General features: G+C 72.5%; 19 protein-coding genes. 7 read left to right on the top strand and 12 right to left on the bottom strand.

The window, feature by feature from the left end:
- Nucleotides 1-2 precede the first annotated feature (2 nt).
- From JD77_RS27780 to JD77_RS27760, 5 genes are read right to left on the bottom strand one after another with little or no spacing between them, the layout of a single operon-like run.
- Nucleotides 3-1,055, bottom strand: a complete 1,053-nt coding sequence (locus JD77_RS27780; protein ID WP_145776838.1) for an ABC transporter ATP-binding protein — start codon at nt 1,053-1,055, stop codon at nt 3-5.
- On the bottom strand, nt 1,052-2,062 hold the full coding sequence (locus tag JD77_RS27775) for an ABC transporter ATP-binding protein (RefSeq protein WP_145776837.1): 1,011 nt from the start codon (nt 2,060-2,062) through the stop codon (nt 1,052-1,054). Before JD77_RS27775 ends, JD77_RS27780 begins: the two co-directional genes overlap by 4 nt.
- Entirely contained in the window at nt 2,059-2,946 is an 888-nt protein-coding gene (locus tag JD77_RS27770; RefSeq protein WP_170286562.1) for an ABC transporter permease, read from the bottom strand. Before JD77_RS27770 ends, JD77_RS27775 begins: the two co-directional genes overlap by 4 nt.
- Nucleotides 2,946-3,893, bottom strand: coding sequence for an ABC transporter permease (locus JD77_RS27765; protein ID WP_145776835.1), 948 nt, complete (start codon nt 3,891-3,893; stop codon nt 2,946-2,948). The genes JD77_RS27770 and JD77_RS27765 overlap by 1 nt, the downstream gene beginning before the upstream one ends.
- A 35-nt stretch (nt 3,894-3,928) precedes the next feature.
- Entirely contained in the window at nt 3,929-4,360 is a 432-nt protein-coding gene (locus JD77_RS27760) for a hypothetical protein (RefSeq protein ID WP_145776834.1), read from the bottom strand.
- 21 nt (nt 4,361-4,381) lie between these two features.
- On the opposite strand from JD77_RS27760, the gene JD77_RS27755 reads away from it, so the two are divergent.
- Nucleotides 4,382-5,830 (top strand): IS4 family transposase, encoded by a 1,449-nt coding sequence (locus tag JD77_RS27755; protein WP_170286341.1) that lies wholly within the window; start codon nt 4,382-4,384, stop codon nt 5,828-5,830.
- Here the strand turns inward: JD77_RS27755 and JD77_RS27750 are convergent.
- Genes JD77_RS27750 through JD77_RS27730 form a run of 5 tightly spaced genes read right to left on the bottom strand, consistent with a single transcriptional unit; the run spans nt 5,730 to nt 12,793 of the window.
- Entirely contained in the window at nt 5,730-7,142 is a 1,413-nt protein-coding gene (locus tag JD77_RS27750) for an ABC transporter substrate-binding protein (protein WP_145776833.1), read from the bottom strand. The two genes, JD77_RS27755 and JD77_RS27750, sit on opposite strands and share 101 nt — an antisense overlap.
- Nucleotides 7,139-8,821 carry a hydantoinase B/oxoprolinase family protein gene (locus JD77_RS27745; protein ID WP_211372703.1) on the bottom strand — a complete coding sequence of 561 codons (1,683 nt, stop codon included), beginning with the start codon at nt 8,819-8,821 and terminating at the stop codon, nt 7,139-7,141. The genes JD77_RS27750 and JD77_RS27745 overlap by 4 nt, the downstream gene beginning before the upstream one ends.
- Entirely contained in the window at nt 8,818-10,932 is a 2,115-nt protein-coding gene (locus tag JD77_RS27740; RefSeq protein WP_145776832.1) for a hydantoinase/oxoprolinase family protein, read from the bottom strand. Before JD77_RS27740 ends, JD77_RS27745 begins: the two co-directional genes overlap by 4 nt.
- Nucleotides 10,929-11,765: a PfkB family carbohydrate kinase gene (locus JD77_RS27735; RefSeq protein ID WP_145776831.1), complete on the bottom strand. Its 837-nt coding sequence runs from the start codon at nt 11,763-11,765 to the stop codon at nt 10,929-10,931. Before JD77_RS27735 ends, JD77_RS27740 begins: the two co-directional genes overlap by 4 nt.
- On the bottom strand, nt 11,765-12,793 hold the full coding sequence (locus JD77_RS27730; protein WP_145776830.1) for an SIS domain-containing protein: 1,029 nt from the start codon (nt 12,791-12,793) through the stop codon (nt 11,765-11,767). Before JD77_RS27730 ends, JD77_RS27735 begins: the two co-directional genes overlap by 1 nt.
- A 208-nt stretch (nt 12,794-13,001) precedes the next feature.
- On the opposite strand from JD77_RS27730, the gene JD77_RS27725 reads away from it, so the two are divergent.
- Nucleotides 13,002-14,117, top strand: coding sequence for a LacI family DNA-binding transcriptional regulator (locus tag JD77_RS27725; RefSeq protein ID WP_145776829.1), 1,116 nt, complete (start codon nt 13,002-13,004; stop codon nt 14,115-14,117).
- 105 nt (nt 14,118-14,222) lie between these two features.
- Here JD77_RS27725 and JD77_RS27720 read toward each other — a convergent pair whose 3' ends face one another.
- Both JD77_RS27720 and JD77_RS27715 read right to left on the bottom strand, forming a co-directional pair.
- Nucleotides 14,223-15,074, bottom strand: a complete 852-nt coding sequence (locus tag JD77_RS27720) for a hypothetical protein (protein WP_145776828.1) — start codon at nt 15,072-15,074, stop codon at nt 14,223-14,225.
- Nucleotides 15,071-16,102: a hypothetical protein gene (locus tag JD77_RS27715; RefSeq protein WP_145776827.1), complete on the bottom strand. Its 1,032-nt coding sequence runs from the start codon at nt 16,100-16,102 to the stop codon at nt 15,071-15,073. Before JD77_RS27715 ends, JD77_RS27720 begins: the two co-directional genes overlap by 4 nt.
- A gap of 365 nt (nt 16,103-16,467) precedes the next feature.
- On the opposite strand from JD77_RS27715, the gene JD77_RS27710 reads away from it, so the two are divergent.
- The 5 genes from JD77_RS27710 to JD77_RS27690 are packed head-to-tail and all read left to right on the top strand — an operon-like array spanning nt 16,468 to nt 21,631.
- Nucleotides 16,468-18,060, top strand: a complete 1,593-nt coding sequence (locus JD77_RS27710; RefSeq protein WP_145776826.1) for an ABC transporter substrate-binding protein — start codon at nt 16,468-16,470, stop codon at nt 18,058-18,060.
- On the top strand, nt 18,057-19,103 hold the full coding sequence (locus tag JD77_RS27705; RefSeq protein WP_145776825.1) for an ABC transporter permease: 1,047 nt from the start codon (nt 18,057-18,059) through the stop codon (nt 19,101-19,103). The genes JD77_RS27710 and JD77_RS27705 overlap by 4 nt, the downstream gene beginning before the upstream one ends.
- Nucleotides 19,096-19,965, top strand: a complete 870-nt coding sequence (locus JD77_RS27700) for an ABC transporter permease (RefSeq protein WP_145776824.1) — start codon at nt 19,096-19,098, stop codon at nt 19,963-19,965. The genes JD77_RS27705 and JD77_RS27700 overlap by 8 nt, the downstream gene beginning before the upstream one ends.
- Nucleotides 19,962-20,969 (top strand): ABC transporter ATP-binding protein, encoded by a 1,008-nt coding sequence (locus JD77_RS27695; protein WP_145776823.1) that lies wholly within the window; start codon nt 19,962-19,964, stop codon nt 20,967-20,969. Before JD77_RS27700 ends, JD77_RS27695 begins: the two co-directional genes overlap by 4 nt.
- Complete coding sequence (locus tag JD77_RS27690) at nt 20,966-21,631, top strand: ABC transporter ATP-binding protein (RefSeq protein ID WP_145776822.1); 666 nt, start codon at nt 20,966-20,968, stop codon at nt 21,629-21,631. Before JD77_RS27695 ends, JD77_RS27690 begins: the two co-directional genes overlap by 4 nt.
- The last annotated feature ends 5 nt before the right edge of the window (nt 21,632-21,636 follow it).

Below are 21,636 nucleotides of genomic sequence, written 5' to 3'. Positions count from 1 at the left end.
GGCTACCGGGCCGGCGTGGCGAGACCCGTCGCGTCGTCGCGGGGCGCGATCCGCCCGGCCGCGATCTCCTCGGCGAAGTGGCAGGCGACCGCGTGCCCGCCGGTGAGGACACGCAGTCGCGGCGCCTCGGCGGCGCACCGGCCGGGTTGGGCGAACGGGCACCGGCTGCGGAAGCGGCAGCCGCTGGGCAGCCGGGTCAGCGACGGCGGGTCGCTGCGCAGCAGGACGCGCTCGCGCGCGGGCGCGACGTCGGTCCGGCGCGCCTGCGGGCTCGCGCTCAACAGGGAGAGCGTGTACGGGTGCAGCGGGCGCGCGTACACGTCGTCCGCCGAGGCGAGCTCCACGATCTGCCCGAGGTACATCACCGCGACGCGGTCGGAGACGTACCTGACCACCGCCAGATCGTGCGAGATGAACACGTACGTCAGGCCGAGCTGGGCCTTCAGCTCCTGCAGCAGGTTAATGATCTTCGACTGGACGGAGACGTCGAGCGCGGACACCGACTCGTCGGCCACGATCAGCTTCGGTTCGACCACGAGCGCGCGGGCGATGCCAAGTCGTTGTCGCTGCCCGCCCGAGAACTCGTGCGGGTACTTCGTGGCGGCGCTGGCCGGCAGGCCCACCCGGTCGAGCACCTCCGCGACCCGCCGCTGCCGCGCACGCCGGTCGAGTCGGGTCTGCAGCGCGAGTCCCTCGGCGACGATGTCCTCGGCCCGCCACCGCGGATTCAGCGACGCGTACGGGTCCTGGAAGATCATCTGCAGGTCGGAGCGGACCTGCCGCAGCCGGCGTCCGCGCAGCCGGGTGATGTCCTCGCCGGCGAACCGCAACGCCCCGCTGGTGGGCGGCTCGATCATGATGAGCGTCCGCCCCAGGGTCGATTTTCCGCTGCCGGACTCGCCGACCAGTCCCACGGTCTCCCCACGCCGTACCTCGAGACTGACGCCGTCGACCGGGCGGATGCTCGCCCGCCCCGCGGTGGTCACCGCGCTGCCCAACCGGAACTCGCGGACCAGGTCCCGGGCCTCCAGCAGGAGTTCGCTGTCGGCGCTCATGTCGTCGCCCCTTCCATGGTTTTTCCGCCTTCGGACTCGACCAGCCAGCAGGCGACCCGACCGGCGCCGGTCAGCGGCGGCAGCTCGGCGCACGCCTCGAAGGCGTGGGCGCAGCGCGGCCGGAACGGACAGCCGTCGAGGTGCTCGCCGGCGGCGGGCAGCCCACCGGGGATCACCGGCAGCGGCTTCCCGCGCGTGGAGTCCAGCGACGGCGCGGAGGCCAGGAGTGCCTGGGAGTACGGATGGCGCGGGCGCTCCAGAAGTTGGGCGGCGGGCCCCCGTTCGACGATGCGGCCCGCGTACATCACGCAGACCTCGTCGGCCACCTCGCCGATCAGCCCCAGATCGTGGGAGACGAGCACCAGCGCCATGTGGTGCTCCTGCTGCAGCCTGGCCAGCAGGTCGAGCACCTCCGCCTGGGTGGTCACGTCGAGCGCCGTCGTCGGCTCGTCGGCGAGCAGCACCGCCGGCTCGGCGGCGATCGCCATCGCGATCACCACCCGCTGCCGCATGCCGCCCGAGAGCTGATGGGGGTAGCTGTCCGCCACCCGCCTCGGGTCCGGGAAGCCAACCGACCGCAGCGCGTGCAGGGTCCGCTCCCGCGCGGCGCGCCGGGACAGCCCGAAGTGCCGGCGTACGACCTGCCCGACCTGGTGGGAGACCCGGTAGACGGGATTCAGGGCGGTCATCGGATCCTGGAAGACGAAGCCGACGTGCCGGCCCCGCAGATCCTCCAGTTCCCGCTCGGGCAGGCGGGTCACGGACTGCCCGTTGATCCTGACGACGGACGACGCGCCGATCGTCGCGCCGGGCGGCAGCAGCCGGACCAGGGACATCAGCGAGATGCTCTTCCCGCATCCGGACTCGCCGACGATCCCGAGCGTGCGGCCGGCCGAGACGCTGAAGCTCACGTCGTGGACGAGGGTCAGACCGCCGCCCATGCTGACCGACAGATGCTCGACCTCCACGGCCGGCCGCACGCCTGCCTGCAATGCCTCCGCCGTCACACCGCACCTCCCGCCGTACGCCTCGGGGCCGCTGTCGGCGCGGCCACCCGCCCCGCGGCCCTGCGGCGCGGGTCGAGATGCCGGTCGAGCGCGTCGCCGAGCAGGCTGAAGGCCAGCACGGTGACGATCACGACCAGGCAGCTGATGATCAGGAAGCCGGGGTTGTCCAGGCCCAGGTTCTGCGCCTCGGCGATCATGCTGCCCCAGGACGGGGTCGGCGGGACCACCCCGAGGCCCAGGTAGCTGAGCCCCGACTCGAGCAGCATCGCGGCGGCGAGGGTCAGCGAGACCTGGACCAGGATCGGGCCGATGACGTTCGGCAGGACGACCCGGAACAGCAGCCATCCCGGGCCCGCGCCGAGCCCCCGGCTCGCGGTGACGAAGTCCCGCTGCCGTACGGACAGCACCTGCCCGTACGTGATGCGGGCGAAGTTGGGCATGAACAGGATTCCCATGGTGAGGATGAGGGTCAGCGTGCCCGGGCCGAAGAGCGCCACCACGAGCAGCGCGAGCACGATCGGTGGGAAGGCGAGCACCACCTCCATCGACCGCATCGACAGCCCGCTGACGAACCCGTGGAAGAACCCTCCGACCAGGCCGACGGTGGTGCCCGCCACGGCGGCGGCGGCCGTCGCCCCGACCGAGACGACGAGGTCGGCCCGTGCGCCGTAGATGAGCCGGGACAGGATGTCCCGGCCGAACTGGTCGGTGCCGAGCAGGTGGCCGGACCCGAGGCCGGCGAGCTTGTCCGGCCCCTGCGCCAACGGGTCGTACGGTGCGATCCACGGCGACAGCAGGGCGACCAGGATCAGCGCGGCGAGGAAGACCGCGGGGGCGACGATTCCGGCGACCGCCCGGTGGTTGCTGAGGCGCAACAGCGTCACTATCGCCGTCCTCTCGGGTCGAACAGGCCGTACGAGATGTCGACCATGATGTTCAGGGCGATGAACATCGCCGCGATGACGATGACCACGCCCTGCACGACGGGATAGTCCCGGCTGGACACCCCGTCGATGAGCAGGCCGCTGAGCCCGGGCCAGCTGAAGACCCGCTCGACGATGACGGTCCCACCGAGCAGGGCGCCTACCTGCAGCCCGGTGACGGTGAGCACCGGCGTCAGGGCGTTGCGGACCACGTGCCGCAGGAACACCGTCCGCCTGCGCAGGCCGACGGCCTCCGCCGTGCGCACCCAGTCCTGCCGGGACGTCTCCAGCACCGACGACCGGGTCATCCGCATGACGATCGACGTGAAGCCGATGGAGAGCGCGACGACCGGCAGCGCCAGCGCACGCAGGTACGGTCCGATCCCCTCGCCGGGGTCGACGTAGCCGCCCGAGGGCAGCCACTGCAGCTGCACGCCGATGACGAAGATCAGCAGGATCGCCGCGACGTACGCCGGGATGGCCACCCCCACGCTGCCCAGGAACAGCACGACCCGGTCGAGGAGGCCGCCGCGCCGGGCGGCCAGGGCGCCCAGCGTGACCCCGAGCACGATCGAGACGAGGGTGGTCGCGCCGACCAGTTGCAGCGTCCTGGGCATCCGTTCGGCGACGTACTCGGTGACCGGCCGGCCGTCCTGCAGCGAGTGGCCCAGCGAACCGTGCGCCAACTCCGACAGGTAGCGGGAGTACTGCTCCCAGATCGGCAGGTTGAGGCCCAGCTCGGTGCGGAGCTGGGCCACCGCGTCCTCCGTCGGGGTCGAGCCGGTGCCCGTGAGGATGGTCCGGGCCGGATCACCGGGGACGAGGTGCACAGCTATGAAGATGAGCGTCACCACGACCAGGAGCAGCACGACACCCGCGGCCACCCGTTTGGCGACATAGATGAGCACCTGGCCCCTCCTTCTGAACTGTCGGGCGTCGGCGATCAGGCCTTGGCGGTGCCGGCGAGGGTGTAGCCGGACTCGAAGGTCAGGAAGCCGGGGATGTTCGAGAATCCGGTCACGGCCTTCTTGTATCCGTACGCCTGGGAGCGCCAGGCCAGGCCGACGATCGGGGCCTCGGTGAGCACCAGCTCGCCGAGCTGCCGGTACAGCTTCTTCCGCTCGGTCGGGTCGGCCGCCCGCTTGGCGCTGTCCAGCAGCTCCTTGATTTTCGGGTTGTCGTAGCCGTGCGAGGCGTTCTGGGCGCCGGCCGTGGTGAGGATCTGCTCCAGGAAGGCCGGGTCGTTGCAGACACCGACCGTGCCGTAGACGCAAGGCCGGGTAGTTAGGCGGCGGGCGTGGCTGTCAAGCCGATGGGCCCGGGGGCGGTAAAAGCAACGGAACTCCGGTAGAACTGGCGGTCGACCAAGATCCACCGTTTCTGCCCGGGAGTTCCGTTGCCGGATCATTCTGCCCTGTCCCGCACTGTGGCCGCCATCACCCGCACTGTCCGGGTCGCGGCGGGAGTGTTCGCCCCGGGCCATCTCGGGGAACTCACCTCGATCGTGCCCTTTGAACTCGTCGATGCGGTGCTGGCCGAGACCGGTACGGTGCAGGCAAGACTACGGAACCTGCCGTCCCGGGTCGGGGTGTACTTCGTGCTGGCGATGTGCCTGTTCCCGGAGGTCGGCTACCGGCGGGTCTGGGCCAAGATGATCGCCGGGCTGGTGGGGCTGGTCGTGGTCGTCCCATCGGGTAAAGGGCTACGTGACCTGCGCCGCCGCGTCGGTCCCGCTCCGGTGAAGGCCCTCTTCGAGGTCCTCGCCGGGCCTCTCGCGCAGCCACACACTCCCGGGGTGCGGTTCGGCCGCTATCGCACGGTGTCCTTCGACGGTTGTACCTCCCAACGCACCGCCGACACCGCCCGCAACCGTGCCTGGCTCGGCAAACGCACCGGAAACGGCTACCCGGCGGTGGAGTTGATGACGCTGGTCGAGACCGGCACCCGCGGCATGCTCGGTGCGGTGTTCGGACCGACCGCCGAGGGCGAGACCAGCTACGCCAGCAAACTGCTGCATCTGCTGGATGCCGGCATGCTCGTGCTGTGGGACAAGGGCTTCGACTCCAACATGTTCCTGACCGCGGTCGCCGGCACCGGCGCCCAATTCCTGGGCCGGCTGCGCGGCAACCGCCGCCTGCCGGTCCTGGCCCGCCTCGACGACGGCTCATACCTGAGCGTCCTCAACCACGTCCCCGTCCGGGTCATCGACGCCACCGTCACCGTCACCTGCGCCGACGCCACCACCTACACCGGCGTCTACCGCCTCGTCACCTCCCTGCGCGACCCCCGCCGGCACCCGGCACACCGCCTGGTCGAGCTCTATCACCAGCGCTGGGAACACGAATCGGCGTACTACGCCCTGCGCCACACCATCCTGCACGGACGAATCCTGCGCTCCGGCGACCCGACCGGCATCCAGCAGGAACTGTGGGCACTGCTGACCGTCTACCAGGCGCTGCGCACCGCGATGGTCCACGCCACCGAAACCCGGCCCGGGACCGACCCCGACCGGGCCAGCTTCACCATCGCCCTGCACACCGCCCGGGAACAACTCACCAACGCCGCCGACGTCCTGCCCGAGAACACCGACCTCACCGGCGCTATCGGCCGCGCCGTCCTCGCTGAACTCCTCCCACCACGCCGAGCACGCACCAGCACCCGCCGCGTCAAATCACCACTGTCCCGCTACGCCAAACACCCACCCGGCAGACCCACCACCAACCAGAAGATCACCAACCTCGCCATCACCATCCACGACGACACCACCGAACCACTCCCACCACCCACACCATCCCCACCCCGCAAACCCCGCAAACCCCGCTTGACAGCAGCCGCAACGCCCTAACTACCCGGCCTTGGCCGTAGACGGCGATGTCGTACTCGCCCTTCGCGCCGAGCTGCAGCCGCGTCGGCCAGTCCGGGAGGTTCATCTCCAGGTCGATGCCGATGGCCTTGAGGTCGGCCTGCACGCTGACCGCGGTGTTCTGGTGGAAGTCGTACTGCGAGGACGACAGCATCCGGGCCTTGAAACCGTTCGGGTACCCCGCCTCGGCCAGCAGCGCCTTGGCCTTGGCCTGGTCGAGCGTGTAGTAGCTGGCCTGGTCGGCCTCGTGGAACTCGCTGGACGCGGGGATCGGCATGCCGGCCAGCGGCTTGCCCCGGGAGGCCAGGGCGCTGTCGACGACCTTCTGGCGGTTGACCGCCCACGCGACCGCCTGCCGCACCCGGGCGTCCTTGAACGGGCCCTCGCTGGTGTTGAACACCAGGTACATGAAGGGGCCCTCGGTCTCGGCGAGCACCAGGTCGCTCTTCTGCTTGACCCGGTCGTAGTCGTTCCAGCCGACGAAGGAGATGGCGTCGACGGTGCCGGTGAGCAGGGCGTTGTCCCGGGCGGACTGGTCCGGCAGGATCTTGAACTGGATCTTGGAGAGCTTGGTCCGGTCCGCCGCGTGGAAGTCGGCGAACCTCTCCACCTCGAAGGCGACGCCCTTCTCGTACCTGACGAACTTGAAGGGTCCGGCGCCCACGTACGTCGGCGCCTGCTGGCCGAGCGTCTCCTTCGGCAGGATCGCGCCGCTGACGTCGGCGAGGTACGCGAGGAAGGACGCGTCGGGTGCCTTGAGCTTGACGACGACCGTCTTGTCGCCCTGCGTCGTGACGCTCTCGATGCCCTTGGTCGCCGGGTAGAGCTTCGGCGTCTTCGCCTCCTGGGTCATGAACTCGAGCGAGGCCTTGACATCGTCGACGGTGACCGGCTTGCCGTCGTGGAACTTCAGGTTGTCGCGCAGCGTGAAGGTGTACGTCTGCGAGTCGGTGGTCTCGAACTTCTCCGCCAGGGCCGGCGTCACCTCGCCCTTGGCGTCGTACTCGACCAGGCCGCGGTGCAGCACGGCGTTGAGGATCATCGACGCGCTGCCCTGGTTCTGCGGCGTCTGCAGGTTCGGCACGTCGCTGTCGAGGCCGAAGACCAGGGTGCCGCCCGAGCCGCCCGAGGCGCCGGATCCACCGCTGCCGCCGCAGGCGGACAGCAGCGGCCCGCCGACCGCGAGCGCTGCGGCGACCGCCGCCGAGGAGCGCAGCAACGACCGCCGGGAGAGCCCGGCAGCGGCGGCGCGATCCGCGCCGGCGCCCGCGGCGGGCGCAAATCTGTTCGTCATGTGTCGACTCCTTGCGAGGGGGTGGGGGATGGGTCAGAGGTCGAGCCCGTAGCTGGCCCGGGCGGTCTGTTCGGAGATGACGCCCTCGGCGACGTCGCGTCGGACGGCCTCGCGGGGCGGCGGGCCGGCGGGCCGTAGCCGCCGGCGCCGGCGGTGATGATCGAGGCGCGGTCGCCGGGCTGCAGGATGGTGTGTCCGTGTTCCACGGGGCGCGCGCCGTCGGAGAGCTCCACCCGGGCGCTGGCCCCCGGCTCGCCGCCGAACAGGCCCCACGGAGCGGACTTCTGCCGGGAGGTGTCGAGCCAGAACTGCACGTCCCGCTCCTCCACCCGCACCGTGCGGCGGATGCCCATGCCGCCCCGGTGCTCGCCGGACCCGCCGGAGTCCTGGACCAGCTCGTACGCCTCGATCACCAGGGGGTACTCCGTCTCCAGGCTCTCCACCGGCAGGTTGGACGTGTTCGTGACGTGGACCTGCACGCCGTCCAGACCGTCCTTCGTGGCGCGGGCGCCGGATCCGCCGCCGATGGTCTCCAGGTAGACGAAGTACCGACCGGTCCGCGAGTCCAGGCCGGAGAAGTGGACGCCGGTGTTCGCGCCGTTGCTGGCGGCGGTGACCCGATCGGGAATCGCCGGGGCGAGCGCGCCGTGGATCAGGTCGACCACCCGCTGGCACGTCTCGGTGCGGCCGTTGACGGCCGCCGGGGCGACGCAGTTGACGATCGTCCCCTCGGTGGCCCGGATCCTGATCGGGCGGTGCAGCCCGGCGTTGGACGGCACGTCGGGGTCGACCAGCGTCTTGATCGCGTAGTACACGGTGGCGTACAGCGCCGTCCAGACCATGTTGACGGAAGCCCGTACCTGCTTCGGGTTGTCCCGCAGGTCGAGGGTGATGTCGCTGCCGGCGACGGTGATCCGGACGGACAGTTCGAGTTCGTCGTCGAGTTCGGGGCAGTCGAACCGGTCGGAGAAGGTGTACTCGCCGTCCGGGATCGACTCGATCGCCGCCCGCGTACGCCGCTCGGTGTAGTCGAGCAGGGCGGCCGTCGTGCGGACCAGCCGGTCGCGGCCGTAGCGGCCGGCGAGCTCCAGGTACCGGGCGACCGCCAGGCGGTTCGCCGCGAGCTGGGCCCGGAAGTCGGCCTGGCGCTCGTGTGGCACCTGGCAGTTGGTCAGCACGAGTTGGAAGATGGCCTCGCTCATCTCTCCCCGGCTGATCAGCTTCACCGGCGGGATGCGTAGCCCCTCCTGGAAGATGTGCGCGTGGCCCCGGTCGCCGAAGTCGGCGTGGTGGGCGAGGTTCGCGGCCCACGCGGTGATCTCGCCGTCGACGAAGATCGGCGTGACCAGCACCATGTCGGGCAGGTGGGAGCCGCCGCCGGAGTAGGGGTCGTTGCTGAGGAAGGTGTCCCCCTCCGCGATCGCCTCGAGCGGGTAGCGCTCCAGCACCGCCGAGACCACGCCGATCAGCGAGCCGAGGTGGACCGGTGAGGCCTGCTCGGCCTGCGCGGTCATGTGCCCGGCCGCGTCGAACAGGCCGGCGGTGCAGTCGCGCCGCTCCTTGATGTTGCTGGAGAAGGCGGCCCGTACCAGGGTCTCGCCCATCTCCTCGACGATCGAGGCGAGCGCCGCGCCGGTCACCTCGACCAGGATCGGGTCGACGCCGTTTTCTGTACTCATCGCTGTGCTCCGGTGGCCGAGGAAGTGGAGGTGGGTACGGCTGACGACGCCTGCTCCGGCGCGACCCGGACGATCAGGTTGAGGTGCTCGTCGACGGCGACCTCGTCGCCGGGGAGCACCACGGTGGTGGTGTCCATCTGCTCGATCAGTGCCGGCCCGGTGATCCGGTGCCCCGGCTCGAGGCGGGAGCGGTGGTAGACCGGAACGGTCGCCCGGCCGCCGACCTCCGCGACGCGCAGGTCGCGGTGGCCGATCCGGGCGTCCTCGACCGGGGCGCCCGCGGCGATCCGGGTCGCCAGCTTGGCGGTCGGCACCTGCCCGATGCCCTGGGCCCGGTAGGTGACCGCCTCCACGGGGTCACCGGGCGACGAGTAGCCGTAGAGGCGCTCGTGCTCGATGGCGAACCGCTCCAGCACCTCGGGCAGCAGGTCCTCGGTGAGCTGCCCGGAGGGCAGGGGCACCGGCAGTTCGTAGTTCTGCCCGACGTAGCGCAGTTCGATGGCGTACTCGAGCCGGCGGGCGTCGTCGGGCACCTGCTCCGCGACGAACCAGTCGTCGACCTGCGCGGTCAGGCCGGCCTGGAGCTCCCGGATCCCGGCCAGGTGCGCGGCGTCCAGGGGGCGGATCGAGGTGCGGGAGAAGTCGGCCCGGATGTCGGTCATCAGCAGCCCCAGGGCCGACTGCGCGCCGGGGGTGGGCGGGACCAGGATGGTGGAGATCCCCAACTCCCGGGCGAGCCACGAGGCGTGCAGCGGCCCGGCCCCACCGAACGGGACCAGGGTGTAGTCCCGGGGGTCGTAGCCGCGCTGGACGGAGATGACCCGGATGGCCCGGGCCATGTTGGCCACGACGACGCGGATGATGCCCTGGGCGGCGGCCTCGACGGTGAGCCCGAGACGGCCGGCGAGGTTGGCGACCGCCTTCTCCGCGGCGGTCGAGTCGATCGCCATCTGGCCGTCGAGCAGGTAGTCCGGGTTGAGGGTGCGCAGCACGACGTTGGCATCCGTGACCGTGGCCTCGGCGCCCTTGCCGTAGCAGGCGGGGCCGGGGTCGGAGCCGGCGCTGGCGGGCCCGACCTTCAGGTGGTTGCCCGCATCGATCCAGGCGATGGATCCGCCACCGGCACCCACGGTGTGGATGTCGAGCATGGGGCTGCGGATGGGCCGGCCGTCCAGTTCCATGCCGTTGGTGACCTTCGGCTGGCCGTCGCGCACCAGTGAGACGTCGGAGGACGTGCCGCCCATGTCGAAGGTGATGATGTCCGGGTGACCGGCGGCGGTGGCGATACCGGCGGCGCCGACGACGCCCGTGCTCGGTCCGGACAGGACCATCCGGACCGGGAACTTCTCGGCGGCCTCGAACGGGATGATTCCGCCGTTGCTCTGGGTCACGTGCGGTGTGACGCCCAGCCGGATCTCGCCGAGCCGCCTGCGCAGCGCGGCCAGGTAGTCGGCGACCACAGGCCCGACGTACGCGTTCACCACGGTGGTGGAGAGCCGCTCGAACTCGCGGAACTCCGGCAGCACCTCGCAGGAGAGGGTGACGAAGACGTCCGGGCCGAGCTCGGCGTGCAGGATCTCCCGGATCCGGCGCTCGTGCTCGGGGCGCAGGAAGCTGTAGAGCAGGCACACGGCGACCGAGCGGATGCCCAGGTCCCGGATGGCGGCGGCGGCGCGCCGCACGTCGACGGAGTCCAGCGGTGTCTCGACCCGTCCGTCGTGGCGGACCCGCTCGGTCACCTCGAACCGGGCCGACCGGCGGGCGAGGGCCTCCGGTTTGTCGGCCTGCAGGTCGTACAGGCGGGGACGCCGGCCCCGGCCGAGTTCGAGCAGGTCGCGGAAGCCCCGGGTGGTGATCACCGCGGTCGGCACCCCACGGTAGGTGAGCAGCGCGTTGGTGCCGACGGTGGTGCCGTGGGCGAAGTAGCTGACCTCTTCCGGGGTGCGCCCACCGATCTGTTCGAGGATCTCGAGTACGCCCGTCACGATCGCCCGGCCCGGGTCGTCGGGGGTGCTCGACACCTTGCGGACGTGCACGTCGCCGGTGGTCTCGTCGTAGGCACAGATGTCGGTGAAGGTGCCACCGGTATCGACACCGATGCGCAGAGTCATGAACGCTCTCCTTGCGGGTGCGGGAGAAGAGGTGCGGGAATGGGGGCCGGGTGACCGAACGCGCCCGAGACGGCACACGCGCCGGCCGCGGTACGGGCGGCGCGGGTCAGCGCCGCGGTGGGGGACTCCCCGGCCAGTAGGCCGGTGAGCAGCCCGGCGATGAACGCGTCCCCCGCGCCCATCGTGTCCACCACGTCGGCGGCGACACTCGGCTGCCGGAACTCTCCGGCGGCGGTGGCGAGGCGGGCGCCCGCGCCGCCGCGCGTCACCAGGACGTGCCGGGCGCCGCGCCGTAGGCCGTCGGCGAGCAGTGCCTCGACCTGCTCGTCGTCGAGGTCCGATCCGGAGTGTGCGGCGAGGTAGAGGTGCGGCAGCAGCCGCGCGACGTACGGCTCGGCGTAGCGGTTGGAGAAGTCGAACGAGACCCGGGTGTGCCCCGCCATCCGCGGCACCGCCTCGATCAGCGACCCGCTGTAGGCGGTGTGTACCACGTCGAAGTCGCCGAGCCGGCGGTAGTCGGCGTCGGTCAGCTCGAAGTCGGAAACGCCGTCGTCGGAGTCCTTGAAGATCCGGTCACCGTCCACGACGACCACGTCGGCGTGGGCGTTGGCGCCGGGCACCCGGCGGACGCCGGACACGTCGACCTGCTCGGCGCGCAGCGCGGTCAGCACCACGTCGCCGGCCCGATCGGTGCCGACCCGCCCCCAGTACGACGACTCGGCGCCGCACCGGCGGGCGTACACGGCCACGTTGACCGCGTTTCCGCCCGGGTACATCACGCCGGTGTCGAGGTAGCGGTCCACCACGTTGTCGCCGGCCCCGAGTAGGCGCATCAGTAGTCGACCCTGTACATGTACCGCCGGGCGGCGGTGTCGTGGCCCCGCTCGGCGGCCACGAAGTCCAGCAGCCGCCGGCTCAGGCTGGCCACGACGAGCGGGCTGATCAGCCCGCGCTGCGCGTCCGGCACGCCGGGCAGCGCGAAGTCGCGGGAGTCGAGTACGTCGACGTCCTCGTAGTAGCGGTTGACGAAGGTGACGGCGCGCTCGGCGATCGGCCGCGTCTGGTCCTCGCCGACCAGCACGAGCACCGGGCGCTGCCCCAGCATCTCGAACGGTCCGTGGAAGAAGTCCCCGGCGTGCACGGCCGAGGCGTGCAGCCAGTTCATCTCCTGCAGGTAGCAGGCCGCGAGCGCGTTGGCGGCGCCGAAGTTCGGGCCGGCGCCCAGGACGTACACCAGATCGGCGTCGCTCCAGCGCCGGGCGACCGACCGACCGAGGTCGGCGACGGCTGCCTTCGCGGCCGGGATCGCGGACGGGATGGCCGAGATCGCCTGCCAGCGCTCGTCGGCGTCGGCCACGTCGCCGACCGCCTCGAGCAGGGCGAGCGCGATCTGCGTGAAGTGGATCGCCTTCGGCTCGGTGACCGTGACGTTGCTCGGGTAGTCGAAGAGCACCTCGGCGACCTCGGCGAGCGGGCTGTCCCCGGCGCGGGCGATGGCCGCCACCCGAGCGCCCGCCTTGCGGGCGATCTGCGCCGCCTGGAGCGTCTCCGCCGTCGCCCCGGAGTGCGACGACGCGACCACGAGGGAGGTGGAGTCCAGCCCGGCGAGCCGGCGGTGGATCAGCTCCGCGCTGGTCATCTTGGCCGCGACGAGCTCCACGGTCGAGGTCTCGATCAGGTCGAGCGCCGGGAACGTCGAGTAGAAGGAGCCACCGCAACCGATGAGGAAGATCTTGGTGACGCCCTCGGCGACGACCTCGCGGGCGAAGGCCCGCGCCTTCTCGGCCTGGGCGACCGTGTGCTCGAGGGTCGACACGAGGTCTGCTGCGAGCGGGATCGGCTCGACCGCGGTGAACGGCATGGGACGCGCTCCTTAACGTGTTTCGTCTGGCACCCCGTCTGAGAACCTTCTCTGGCGGGCTGCCGAGAAGGTTCTCAGGCTGGCTTGACGCCGTCAAGACCCACCGGGAAGATTCCTTCGAGCCACTTCCCGCGGGCCGAGACGGCGGGTCGACCGGCCCCGAAACAGCCGAGCGGGACTTTTCCGGCACCCGACGACGGGGATGAGGATGCGCGAGCGCGAGCACCAGACACGGGAACCGAGCCTGATCGAGGTCGCCGCCGAGGCGGGCGTGTCCACGGCCACCGCCGGCCGCGCCCTCGGCGGGTACGGTCAGGTCAGCCCGGCGACGGCCGAACGCGTCCGCGCCGCGGCGGCACGGCTCGGCTACCGGCCCAACGGCCTGGCGCGCAGCCTCATCAACGGATCGACGCAGGCCATCGCCGTGGTGGTGACCGACGTCGGCAACCCGTTCTTCGCCCAGGCGCTGCGCGGCGTCGTCGACAAGGTCCGGACGGCCGGCTACGAGGTCCTGCTGTTCAACACGGACTCCAATCTGGACGCGGAGCGCAACGCGGTGCGGGTGCTGTTGGAGAAGCGGGTGGACGGCGCGATCATCGCCACCGGCTCACCGGCCGACACCGAACACCTGGACTCGCTGCGCGACGCCCGGCTGCCCTTCGTCCTGCTGGACCGCCCGGTCCCCGACCGGCCGGACGTGGACAGCGTGATGATCGCCAATGCCGCCAGCGCCCGAACGGCTGTCCGGCACCTGCTCAGCCAGGGACACCGGCGGATCGCCGTCCTGACCGAGGCCGGCCGTGAACTGCCGTACGTCGCCGACCGGCTGAGCGACTGCCGCACCATGCGGCCAAGCGCCGCGCGGCTCGCCGGGTACGTGCTCGCGATGCGGTCGGCCCGGCTGGACATCGACCCGGCGCTCGTCGTGCACGCCCCATACCAACGCGAGATCGCGGCACGCGCCATGAAGAAGCTGCTCGACGCCGACCCGAGCGTGACGGCCGTCTTCGCCACGGACAACGTCCTGTCCATCGGCGCCTACCAGGCCATCCAGGCCAGTGGGCGACGGTTCCCGGACGAGATCTCGATGGTCGGCTTCGACGACCAGGAATGGACCACGGTCGTCCGACCCCAACTGACCGTCGTGCGGCAGCCGAGCTACGAGCTCGGCGCGCGGGCCGCGGGCCTGCTGCTGCGCCGCATCGCCAACGGCCCGGCCTGGGACAGGGACGCCGACGACCGGCCCGATCCGGAGCATGTGGAGCTTCCCGCCCAGTTGATCAGGCGATCCTCCACCGCCCCGGTGCCGGTGCCCTCCTTCTGACGGCGGCCGGCGCCGGGGCAGGCGCGGGCCGGCTGGACGGCTGCCGAGGTGCCCCGGGTGACGCCGCGGCCGGTGGCCGGGCCGGCGACGGTCACGCCGCGAGGCTCAGCCCGGTCTCCGCGCCTGGCAGACCCGCGGCGGCGGCTCGTCGACCCATCGCAGTTCCGGGCAGTAGCGGAGCGTGGGGGTGGGGGAGAGGGTCCACTCGTACCGGGCGGCCAGGTAGCCCATGTACGTGATGCGGCCGCAGCAGCGGAAGTATCCGCCCGCCTCGTCGCGCAGCTCGCGGACCTGCGTCACCCCGTCGACCTCCAGGTCGACGCGGAGGTAGTAGTCCCGCGTGCGGCTCGGGAACGGTAGGCCGGCCGGCTCGGGGGCGTCCAGGTCGACCAGCAGCCGGATCGCCTGCCCTGGTACGAGCACGTGCGGCCCGCGGTCCTTTCGGACGTCGGGCGTGACCGTGGGGGTGGGACCGGCCTCGCGGCAGGTCAACTCGACCCGTGGGCCCCGCTCCCGGTCCTGCGGGACCTCCGCGACCGGCACCGCCACGACGCTGTGGACCGCCACGTCCACGCTGCGTCCGGCGCGTACGGTCAGCACGTGCACGGGTTCGCCGCCGACGGGGACGGCCTCGTTCCGGCGCGCCCACGACGCGAACTGCCGGCAGTCCCGCACCTGCGGCGGTGGGGCCGTCCGGGCCTGCCGTTCCGTGACCTCGAAGGTCAGCTCGTCGCTGTACCGGGTGCCCTCGAGCGCGGCGGTCAGCTCGACCGCGTCGGCGCCGCCCGGTGTCGTACCGGCGGGGGCCGGACCTCCCGGGACCGCCGCCCGGGGCGGCCCCGCCGGGCGGTCGTCGCCGCCGTCGCCGAGCAGGGTGTGGAGCGCGGCGAAGGCCAGCGCCCAGGCCACCGCCCACGTCGCGAGAAGCAGGGCGCGCCGGCGCCAGGCGGCGCTCATATCCGCGCCACGAACGGGCCGGCGCCGTCGAAGGCCAGGCCGCCGGTAATGCTGGCGTGGTACCGGTCCTGGTAGTGGTTGGCCAGGCTGGTGCTGCGGAACGGCCGCCCGTCGTCGTCGACGGTGACGACCCGCTGCTCGCCGTCGAGGTCGAGGTCGAACTCGATCGCCCACTCGCAGTACGACCGGCCCGTCTGCGCCTGCACATCGATGGTGAGCGGCTCACCCGGCGTCAGGGTCAGCGAGCGGTCGTCGACGTACGCCCCGCCGAGGCGCCCGTCGGGCCCGATGACCCGCGCGATGCTGTCGGGCTCGTCGAGGTCGAACCCGATCTTCAGCGGCTCTCCGCCGCCCTGGCTCTGCTGGAAGACGTACGCGTGGGACAGGGGCGCCGAGCGGCGCAGCACCCGGGCCCGGATCTGGGTGACGAACACCGGGGCCGACCACTGCCCGACCACCGACAGTCGCACCCGGGTCAACAGCCGGTACGGGTGCTCGTCGCTGGCGCCCAGCACCGCGCGGATACCGCCCTCGAAGCCGTCGTCGAGCCAGAACGCCGCCGTGCCGAGCCTGCGCCGGACGTCGGCGGTCAGCGGCCTCGCCGCCACCCAGATCGTCGCGTCGTCGGACCGGTCGTAGTAGTAGGCGTTCAGCGACAGCGGACCCTTCCGCCGGGAATCCTCGCGCTTGGCGGCCTCCACCGCGCGGTCGTCCCGCACCGCCTGCCCGGGCGAGGTGAGCCGGTCGTCCAGCTCGGAAACCAGTGCGCTGATGATCGCGGTCGCGACCCCGCCGCCGGCCGCCCACAGCAGGCCCCGACGCGAGAACGGCCGCTGGTTGCCCTCCTGGGCGGCCGCGTCGTGCGCGCCGCCCGGCGCCTCGGTGCCCCGCCGCCGGGGGCCGGCCCCGCCGGTGGGTCGTCCGCCTTTCGCTGTCGGCGCGCTCTCGTCCGGGCCCGGCGCCGGCGTGGCCGGAGCTGCCTTCGGCCGGCGCCGAACCGGCCGCTTGCTGGGTTTGGACGGTGGCACGTGTCCCCCTAGGACGGGATCCGGCGGTCCCCCGATTGTAGGGAGTGGAGCAACCGACGGTCGTTCCCCGGCGCGACGGCGGCCGGAGGCCGGCGCTGCCGGAGGCGGCCGGTGATCATTTCCTTATTGCCAAAATCTTGCAACTGCGGAATGCTGGCATCAGTGGGCGGGGTCCCGGCTCGCGATGATCCGCACCTCGCCGGGACCGCGCCCGCTGCGCCGTCGACGACGATGAGGAGCCACCGTGACCGGCGTGCGCCAGGACCGGGTTGCGAACGGCCCGACCGGCGGATGCCCGACCGGTTGGGCACGTTGTCGTCGACTCGGCGCGAACGGCCGTGACCGCGCAACCACAGGAGCACATCATGGGTAAGCGCCTGTCCACCCGAGTGACGGCGCTGGCCGCCGCCGTGCTGGTCACGGCCGGCTGCTCGTCGCCAGTGACCTCCCCGGCGGCCACGCCTGGTGGCGGCACGCTCGTCGTGGCGACCGCGGGTGAGCCGGACACCCTGAACCCCGTACTGAATTTCGGCGTCGACGGCGGTTCGCTGATCTTCGACGGTCTGGTGGCCCGCGACGCCCGCAACCAGCTGGTGCCGGCGCTGGCCCGCGAGCTGCCCACCGTCTCCACCGATGGGCGGACGGTCACCGCAAAGCTGCGGGACGGGGTGCTGTTCCACGACGGCAGCCCACTGACGGCCCGGGACGTCGTGTTCACGTACCGGGCGGTGCTGGACCCGAAGGTCGACTCCACGCTGCGCTCGGACCTGGACATGCTCTCGGCGGTTGCCGCGCCGGACACGACGACCGTGGTGTTCACCCTGAAGTACGCCTACGCGCCGTTCCTGCAGCGGTTGGCGCTGGGCATCGTGCCCGCGGAAGCCTTCGCCGGCGCGGACGTCAACACCGCCGAGTTCAACCGCAAGCCGGTCGGCACCGGCCCGTACCGGGTGACGTCGTGGACGCCGGGGGACCGGCTCGTGCTCGCGGCCAACGACACGTACTGGGGCGGCAAGCCGGCCAACGCGGTTGTCGTGGTGGCGTTCGTCGCCGACGACAACGTGCGGGCCCAGCGGATGCGGGCGGGGGAGTTCGACGCGGCGGAGCTCGCGCCGAAGCTGGCTGCCGGGTTCGACAGGCAGGCCGGCTACCGGGTGCAGCGGGTGCCCACCGCCGACTACCGGGGGGTGATGCTGCCGATGGGCAACCCGGTCACCGCCGACGTGGCGGTGCGGCGGGCACTCCACCTCGCCGTGGACCGTCAGGCGATGGTCACCGGTGTGCTGGGCGGGGCGGGGGAGCCGGCGTTCGGTCCGGTGCCGCCGTCGTCGGAGTTCTTCGAACCGTCCGTCGCAGGCAGGCCCGCCGCCGACCCGGCGGCCGCGGCCGCCGCCCTCGATGCCGCCGGCTGGGAGCCCGGCCCGGACGGCATCCGCGTCAGGAACGGCCGGCAGGCCGCGTTCACGCTGATGTACCCGGCCACCGACAGCCTGCGCAAGGAACTCGCCCTCGCGGTCACCGCCGACGCGAGGAAGGCCGGCATCAAGGTCACCCCGGAGGGGCTGACCTGGGACGCGATCACCCCGCGAATGAAGACCGACGCGTTGATCATGGGCTACGGCACCCCGTACGACCCGGACTTCGTCTCCTACCAGCTGTTCGGCTCGGCCTTCGCCGGCCAGGGCTTCTTCAACCCCGGCTCCTACCACTCTCCCGTCGTGGACGAGGCGCTGCAGGCCGGCCGCGGCAACGCCGGCCCCGCCGCCCGCAGGGCCGCGTACTCGACCTTCCAGAAGCAGCTCGCCGCCGACGTGCCGTGGGTGTTCCTCACCTACCTGCAGCACACCTACGCGGTGAAGGACGCCGTGGCGGGGGTGACGCCGCGGGTGGAGCCGCACGAGCACGACGTGGCCAACAGCCTCTGGTGGAACATCCACACCTGGACGAAGCAGCCGTGACCGCGTTCACCTCGGCCGGCGGGACGACGACGGCGGGCCCGGCGAAGGCTCCGGCCCGGCGACGGAGGCTGGCCGGCGCCGGGGTGGTGCTCCGCCGCCGGCTGCTGGTCGCCGTACCCGTGCTGGCCGCCACCAGCGCGGGAATGTTCGCCCTCGGTGCCGCCTCGCCCATCGACCCCGCCATGCAGTACGCCGGCGCGGCGGCGTTCACCGCCAGCGAGGAGAACCTCGCGCAGATCCGCGCGAACTGGGGTGTCGACGACCCGTTGCCGGTGCAGTACGCCCGCTGGGTGGGCAACCTGCTCCGCGGCGACCTGGGCTGGTCGACCAGCCGCCACGAGCCGGTCACCTCGGTGCTGACCGCCCGCGCCGGTTGGACGCTGCTGCTCGTCGGCGCCGCCCTCGCCCTGGTGCTGGTGGCCAGCCTGCTGCTCGGCACGCTCGCCGCGTACCGGAGGGGTGGCTGGTTCGACCGGAGCCTGCGGGCCACCGCGTACGCGGTGCAGTCGATGCCGGTGTTCTGGCTCGGCCTGGCCGCGATCGCCGTGTTCGCCCTGACGCTGGGCTGGCTGCCCGCCGGCGGGCTCACGGACGTCACCGCCACCACCACGGATCCCGCAGACGTGGCCCGGCACCTGGTCCTGCCGGTGACCGTCCTGGCGATCTCCCAGGCGCCCTGGTTCGTGCTGTTCATCCGCGACGCGGTCGCCGAGAGCCTCCGCGACGACCACGTCCTCGCCGCCCGCGCGCGCGGCCTGCCCGGCCGCACCGTCCTGTTCGGTCACGCCCTGCGCACCGCGCTGCTGCCGTTTCTCACCCTGGTCGGCACCCACCTGCCCGAACTCGTCGGCGGCGCGGTGCTGGTGGAAACCGTGTTCTCCCTGCCCGGCCTCGGCGCGGTCACCGTGCAGGCCGCCCTCGGCAGTGACTTCCCGCTGCTCGCGGCGACCACCCTGGCCACCACCGTCGTGGTCCTGGCCGCGAACCTGGCCACCGACCTCGCCTACGCCGCCGCCGACCCCCGGGTACGCCTCGATGACTGACCTCGCCCTGCCCGCCCGCACCCGACGGCGGCTACGGCCCGTCGGCGGCACGGGTGTCGCCGTCGCGGCAACCGTGCTCGTCGGCGTGCTCGCCGCCTGCCTGCTCGCCCCCGTCGTCTGGCCGCTCGACGAGAGCGCCGTGGACCTGGCCCGTACCCGGCTCGCTCCCTCCTGGCAGCACCTCGCCGGCACCGACGACCTCGGCCGCGACGTCGCCCACCGCAGCCTCTACGGGCTGCGCGTCTCGCTGCTCGTCGGCGCGGTCGCCGCGCTCGCCGCCACCGCCATCGGCGGCCTGGTCGGCGCGGTCGCCGGCACCGTCGGCGGGCTGGTCGACCGGACACTGATGCGGGTGGTCGACACCATCGCGGCCCTGCCGCACCTGCTGCTGGGCATCTTCGTCGTGGCGATGCTGCGGCCCAGCCTCGGCGCGGTGATCCTGTCCGTCGGGCTGACCCACTGGCTGTCCACCGCCCGCATCGTCCGCTCCGAGCTGCTGAGCCTGCGCACCCGCCCGTTCGTCGACGCCGCCGTCTCCGGCGGGGCCAGCCGCACCCGGGTGGTCACCCGACACCTGCTACCGCACGTGCTGCCCCGACTCGCCCTGGCCACCACGCTGATGGTGCCGCACGCGGTCTGGCACGAGACCGCCCTGTCCTTCCTCGGCCTCGGCCTGCCCCCGCACCTGGCGTCGATCGGCAACATGATCAATGACGGGCAGCGGTCCCTGCTCACCGGCGCCTGGTGGGCCAGCATCGTCCCCGGCCTCCTTCTCGTCGCGGTCACCCTGGCGCTGGCCGTCCTGGCCGGCCGGTGGCGCGATCACCTCGACCCGCGCGTACGAGCGGAGCTGCACCTTTGACCACCAGTGCCCCGGCCGTCCCGGCCGTCGCCGACACCGGCCGCCAACCCGCGCTGCTGGAGGTGGACGGGCTGACCGTCCGGTTCCGCCTCCGCGACGCCGTGGTCCACGCGGTCACCGACCTGCACCTGACGACGCAACCGGGAGAGCTCCTGGCGGTGGTGGGGGAGTCCGGGTGCGGCAAGTCCGTGCTCGCCCACGCCCTGCTCGGTCTGCTCCCCGGCAACGCCACCGTCACCGGCCAGGCCCGCCTGCACCCGTCCACCGGCGAGCCGGTCGACCTGGTCGGCTGCGGGGAACGCCAGCTCCGCGCCGTGCGGGGACGCCGGATCGGGCTGGTGCCGCAGAGCCCCGCCACCGCCCTCACCCCGGTCCGTACGGGACGTCGGCTGCTGGAGGAGACCCTGCGCGCCCACGGCCGCACCCGCCGCGAGGCCACACCCGCCGCCGACCGGCTCGCCGCCGACGTCGGCCTCGCCGCCGCCGATCTCGACCGGTACCCCCACGAGCTGTCCGGAGGGATGGCGCAGCGCCTGGCCACCGCCCTCGCCCTGGCCCCCGACCCGCCGCTGCTGCTGGCCGACGAACCCACCACCGGCCTGGACCGGCCGCTGGTCGAGCACACCCTCGACCTGCTGCGCCGCCGGTGCGACAACGGCGCGGCCGTCCTGCTCATCACCCACGACCTCGCCGCCGCGCGCCGGGTGGCCGACACGATCGCCGTCATGTACGCCAGCCGCATCGTCGAACACCGACCCGCCGACGCTCTGTTCGACGCCCCTGCCCACCCCTACACCGCCGGGCTGCTCGACGCCCTGCCCGAGCGCGCCTTCCGGCCCGTACCCGGCCACCCACCCATGCTCACCGACCTTCCCGTCGGCTGCGCGTTCGCCCCGCGCTGCGACCGTGCCACGGCCGTCTGCCACGAGCCGCCCGGTTCGAGCGGAACTGGCGTCGGCCGCGTCGCCTGCCACCACCGGCTGACCACCGGAGCACCGGCATGACCGCCCCCGCGCTCGCCGCGCACCAGGTCACCGTCTTCTACGGCCCGCAGCGCGTCCTCGACCGCGTCGACCTGCACCTCGCTCCCGGGGAGACAGTCGGCCTACGCGGCCCGTCCGGCAGCGGCAAGTCCACCCTCGCCCGCGTCCTCGCCCTGCTGCACGCACCCGACACCGGGCACGTCACCCTCGATGGTCGGCCCGTCGCCGGCGTCCGCCACCGGCTGCCCGCCGCCCTGCGCACCCGGGTCGCGATCCTGTTCCAGAGCCCCCGCGCCGCCACCGACCCCCGGCTCACCCTCGGCGACATCGTCGCCGAACCACTGCGCGCCACCGGCACCCCGGCGCGGGAGGCGGCGGAGCGGGCGGCGGAGCTGGCCGACCTCGTCGGACTCACCCCCGACCTGCTGATCCGCCGCCCGCACGCGGTCAGCGACGGGCAACTGCAACGCGCCTGCCTGGCCCGGGCGCTGGTGCACCGGCCCGCGTACCTGCTCTGCGACGAGGCCACCGCCATGCTCGACGCCTCCACCCAGGCCCACCTCGCCGCCGTCATCACCGACTACCAGCGGCAGCACGGCGCCGGTGTCCTGCTCATCACCCACGACCCGGCGCTGATGGCCCGCTGGGCCACCCGAACCGTCGACCTGCCTGCCGACCCGTAGTGCTG

Source organism: Micromonospora olivasterospora (assembly GCF_007830265.1).
Taxonomy (GTDB): domain Bacteria; phylum Actinomycetota; class Actinomycetes; order Mycobacteriales; family Micromonosporaceae; genus Micromonospora; species Micromonospora olivasterospora.
The sequence above is the reverse complement of the archived record's forward strand: the minus strand, read 5'-3'. Positions and strand labels throughout refer to the sequence as shown.

Excerpts from the sequence above, each read along its gene's own strand:
- JD77_RS27780 (WP_145776838.1), bottom strand. The coding sequence starts at position 1,055 with ATGAGCGCCGACAGCGAACTCCTGCTGGAGGCCCGGGACCTGGTCCGC.
- JD77_RS27750 (WP_145776833.1), bottom strand. The coding sequence starts at position 7,142 with ATGACGAACAGATTTGCGCCCGCCGCGGGCGCCGGCGCGGATCGCGCC.
- JD77_RS27745 (WP_211372703.1), bottom strand. The coding sequence starts at position 8,821 with ATGAGTACAGAAAACGGCGTCGACCCGATCCTGGTCGAGGTGACCGGC.
- JD77_RS27740 (WP_145776832.1), bottom strand. The coding sequence starts at position 10,932 with ATGACTCTGCGCATCGGTGTCGATACCGGTGGCACCTTCACCGACATC.
- JD77_RS27735 (WP_145776831.1), bottom strand. The coding sequence starts at position 11,765 with ATGCGCCTACTCGGGGCCGGCGACAACGTGGTGGACCGCTACCTCGAC.
- JD77_RS27730 (WP_145776830.1), bottom strand. The coding sequence starts at position 12,793 with ATGCCGTTCACCGCGGTCGAGCCGATCCCGCTCGCAGCAGACCTCGTG.
- JD77_RS27725 (WP_145776829.1), top strand. The coding sequence starts at position 13,002 with ATGCGCGAGCGCGAGCACCAGACACGGGAACCGAGCCTGATCGAGGTC.
- JD77_RS27720 (WP_145776828.1), bottom strand. The coding sequence starts at position 15,074 with ATGAGCGCCGCCTGGCGCCGGCGCGCCCTGCTTCTCGCGACGTGGGCG.
- JD77_RS27710 (WP_145776826.1), top strand. The coding sequence starts at position 16,468 with ATGGGTAAGCGCCTGTCCACCCGAGTGACGGCGCTGGCCGCCGCCGTG.
- JD77_RS27700 (WP_145776824.1), top strand. The coding sequence starts at position 19,096 with ATGACTGACCTCGCCCTGCCCGCCCGCACCCGACGGCGGCTACGGCCC.
- JD77_RS27690 (WP_145776822.1), top strand. The coding sequence starts at position 20,966 with ATGACCGCCCCCGCGCTCGCCGCGCACCAGGTCACCGTCTTCTACGGC.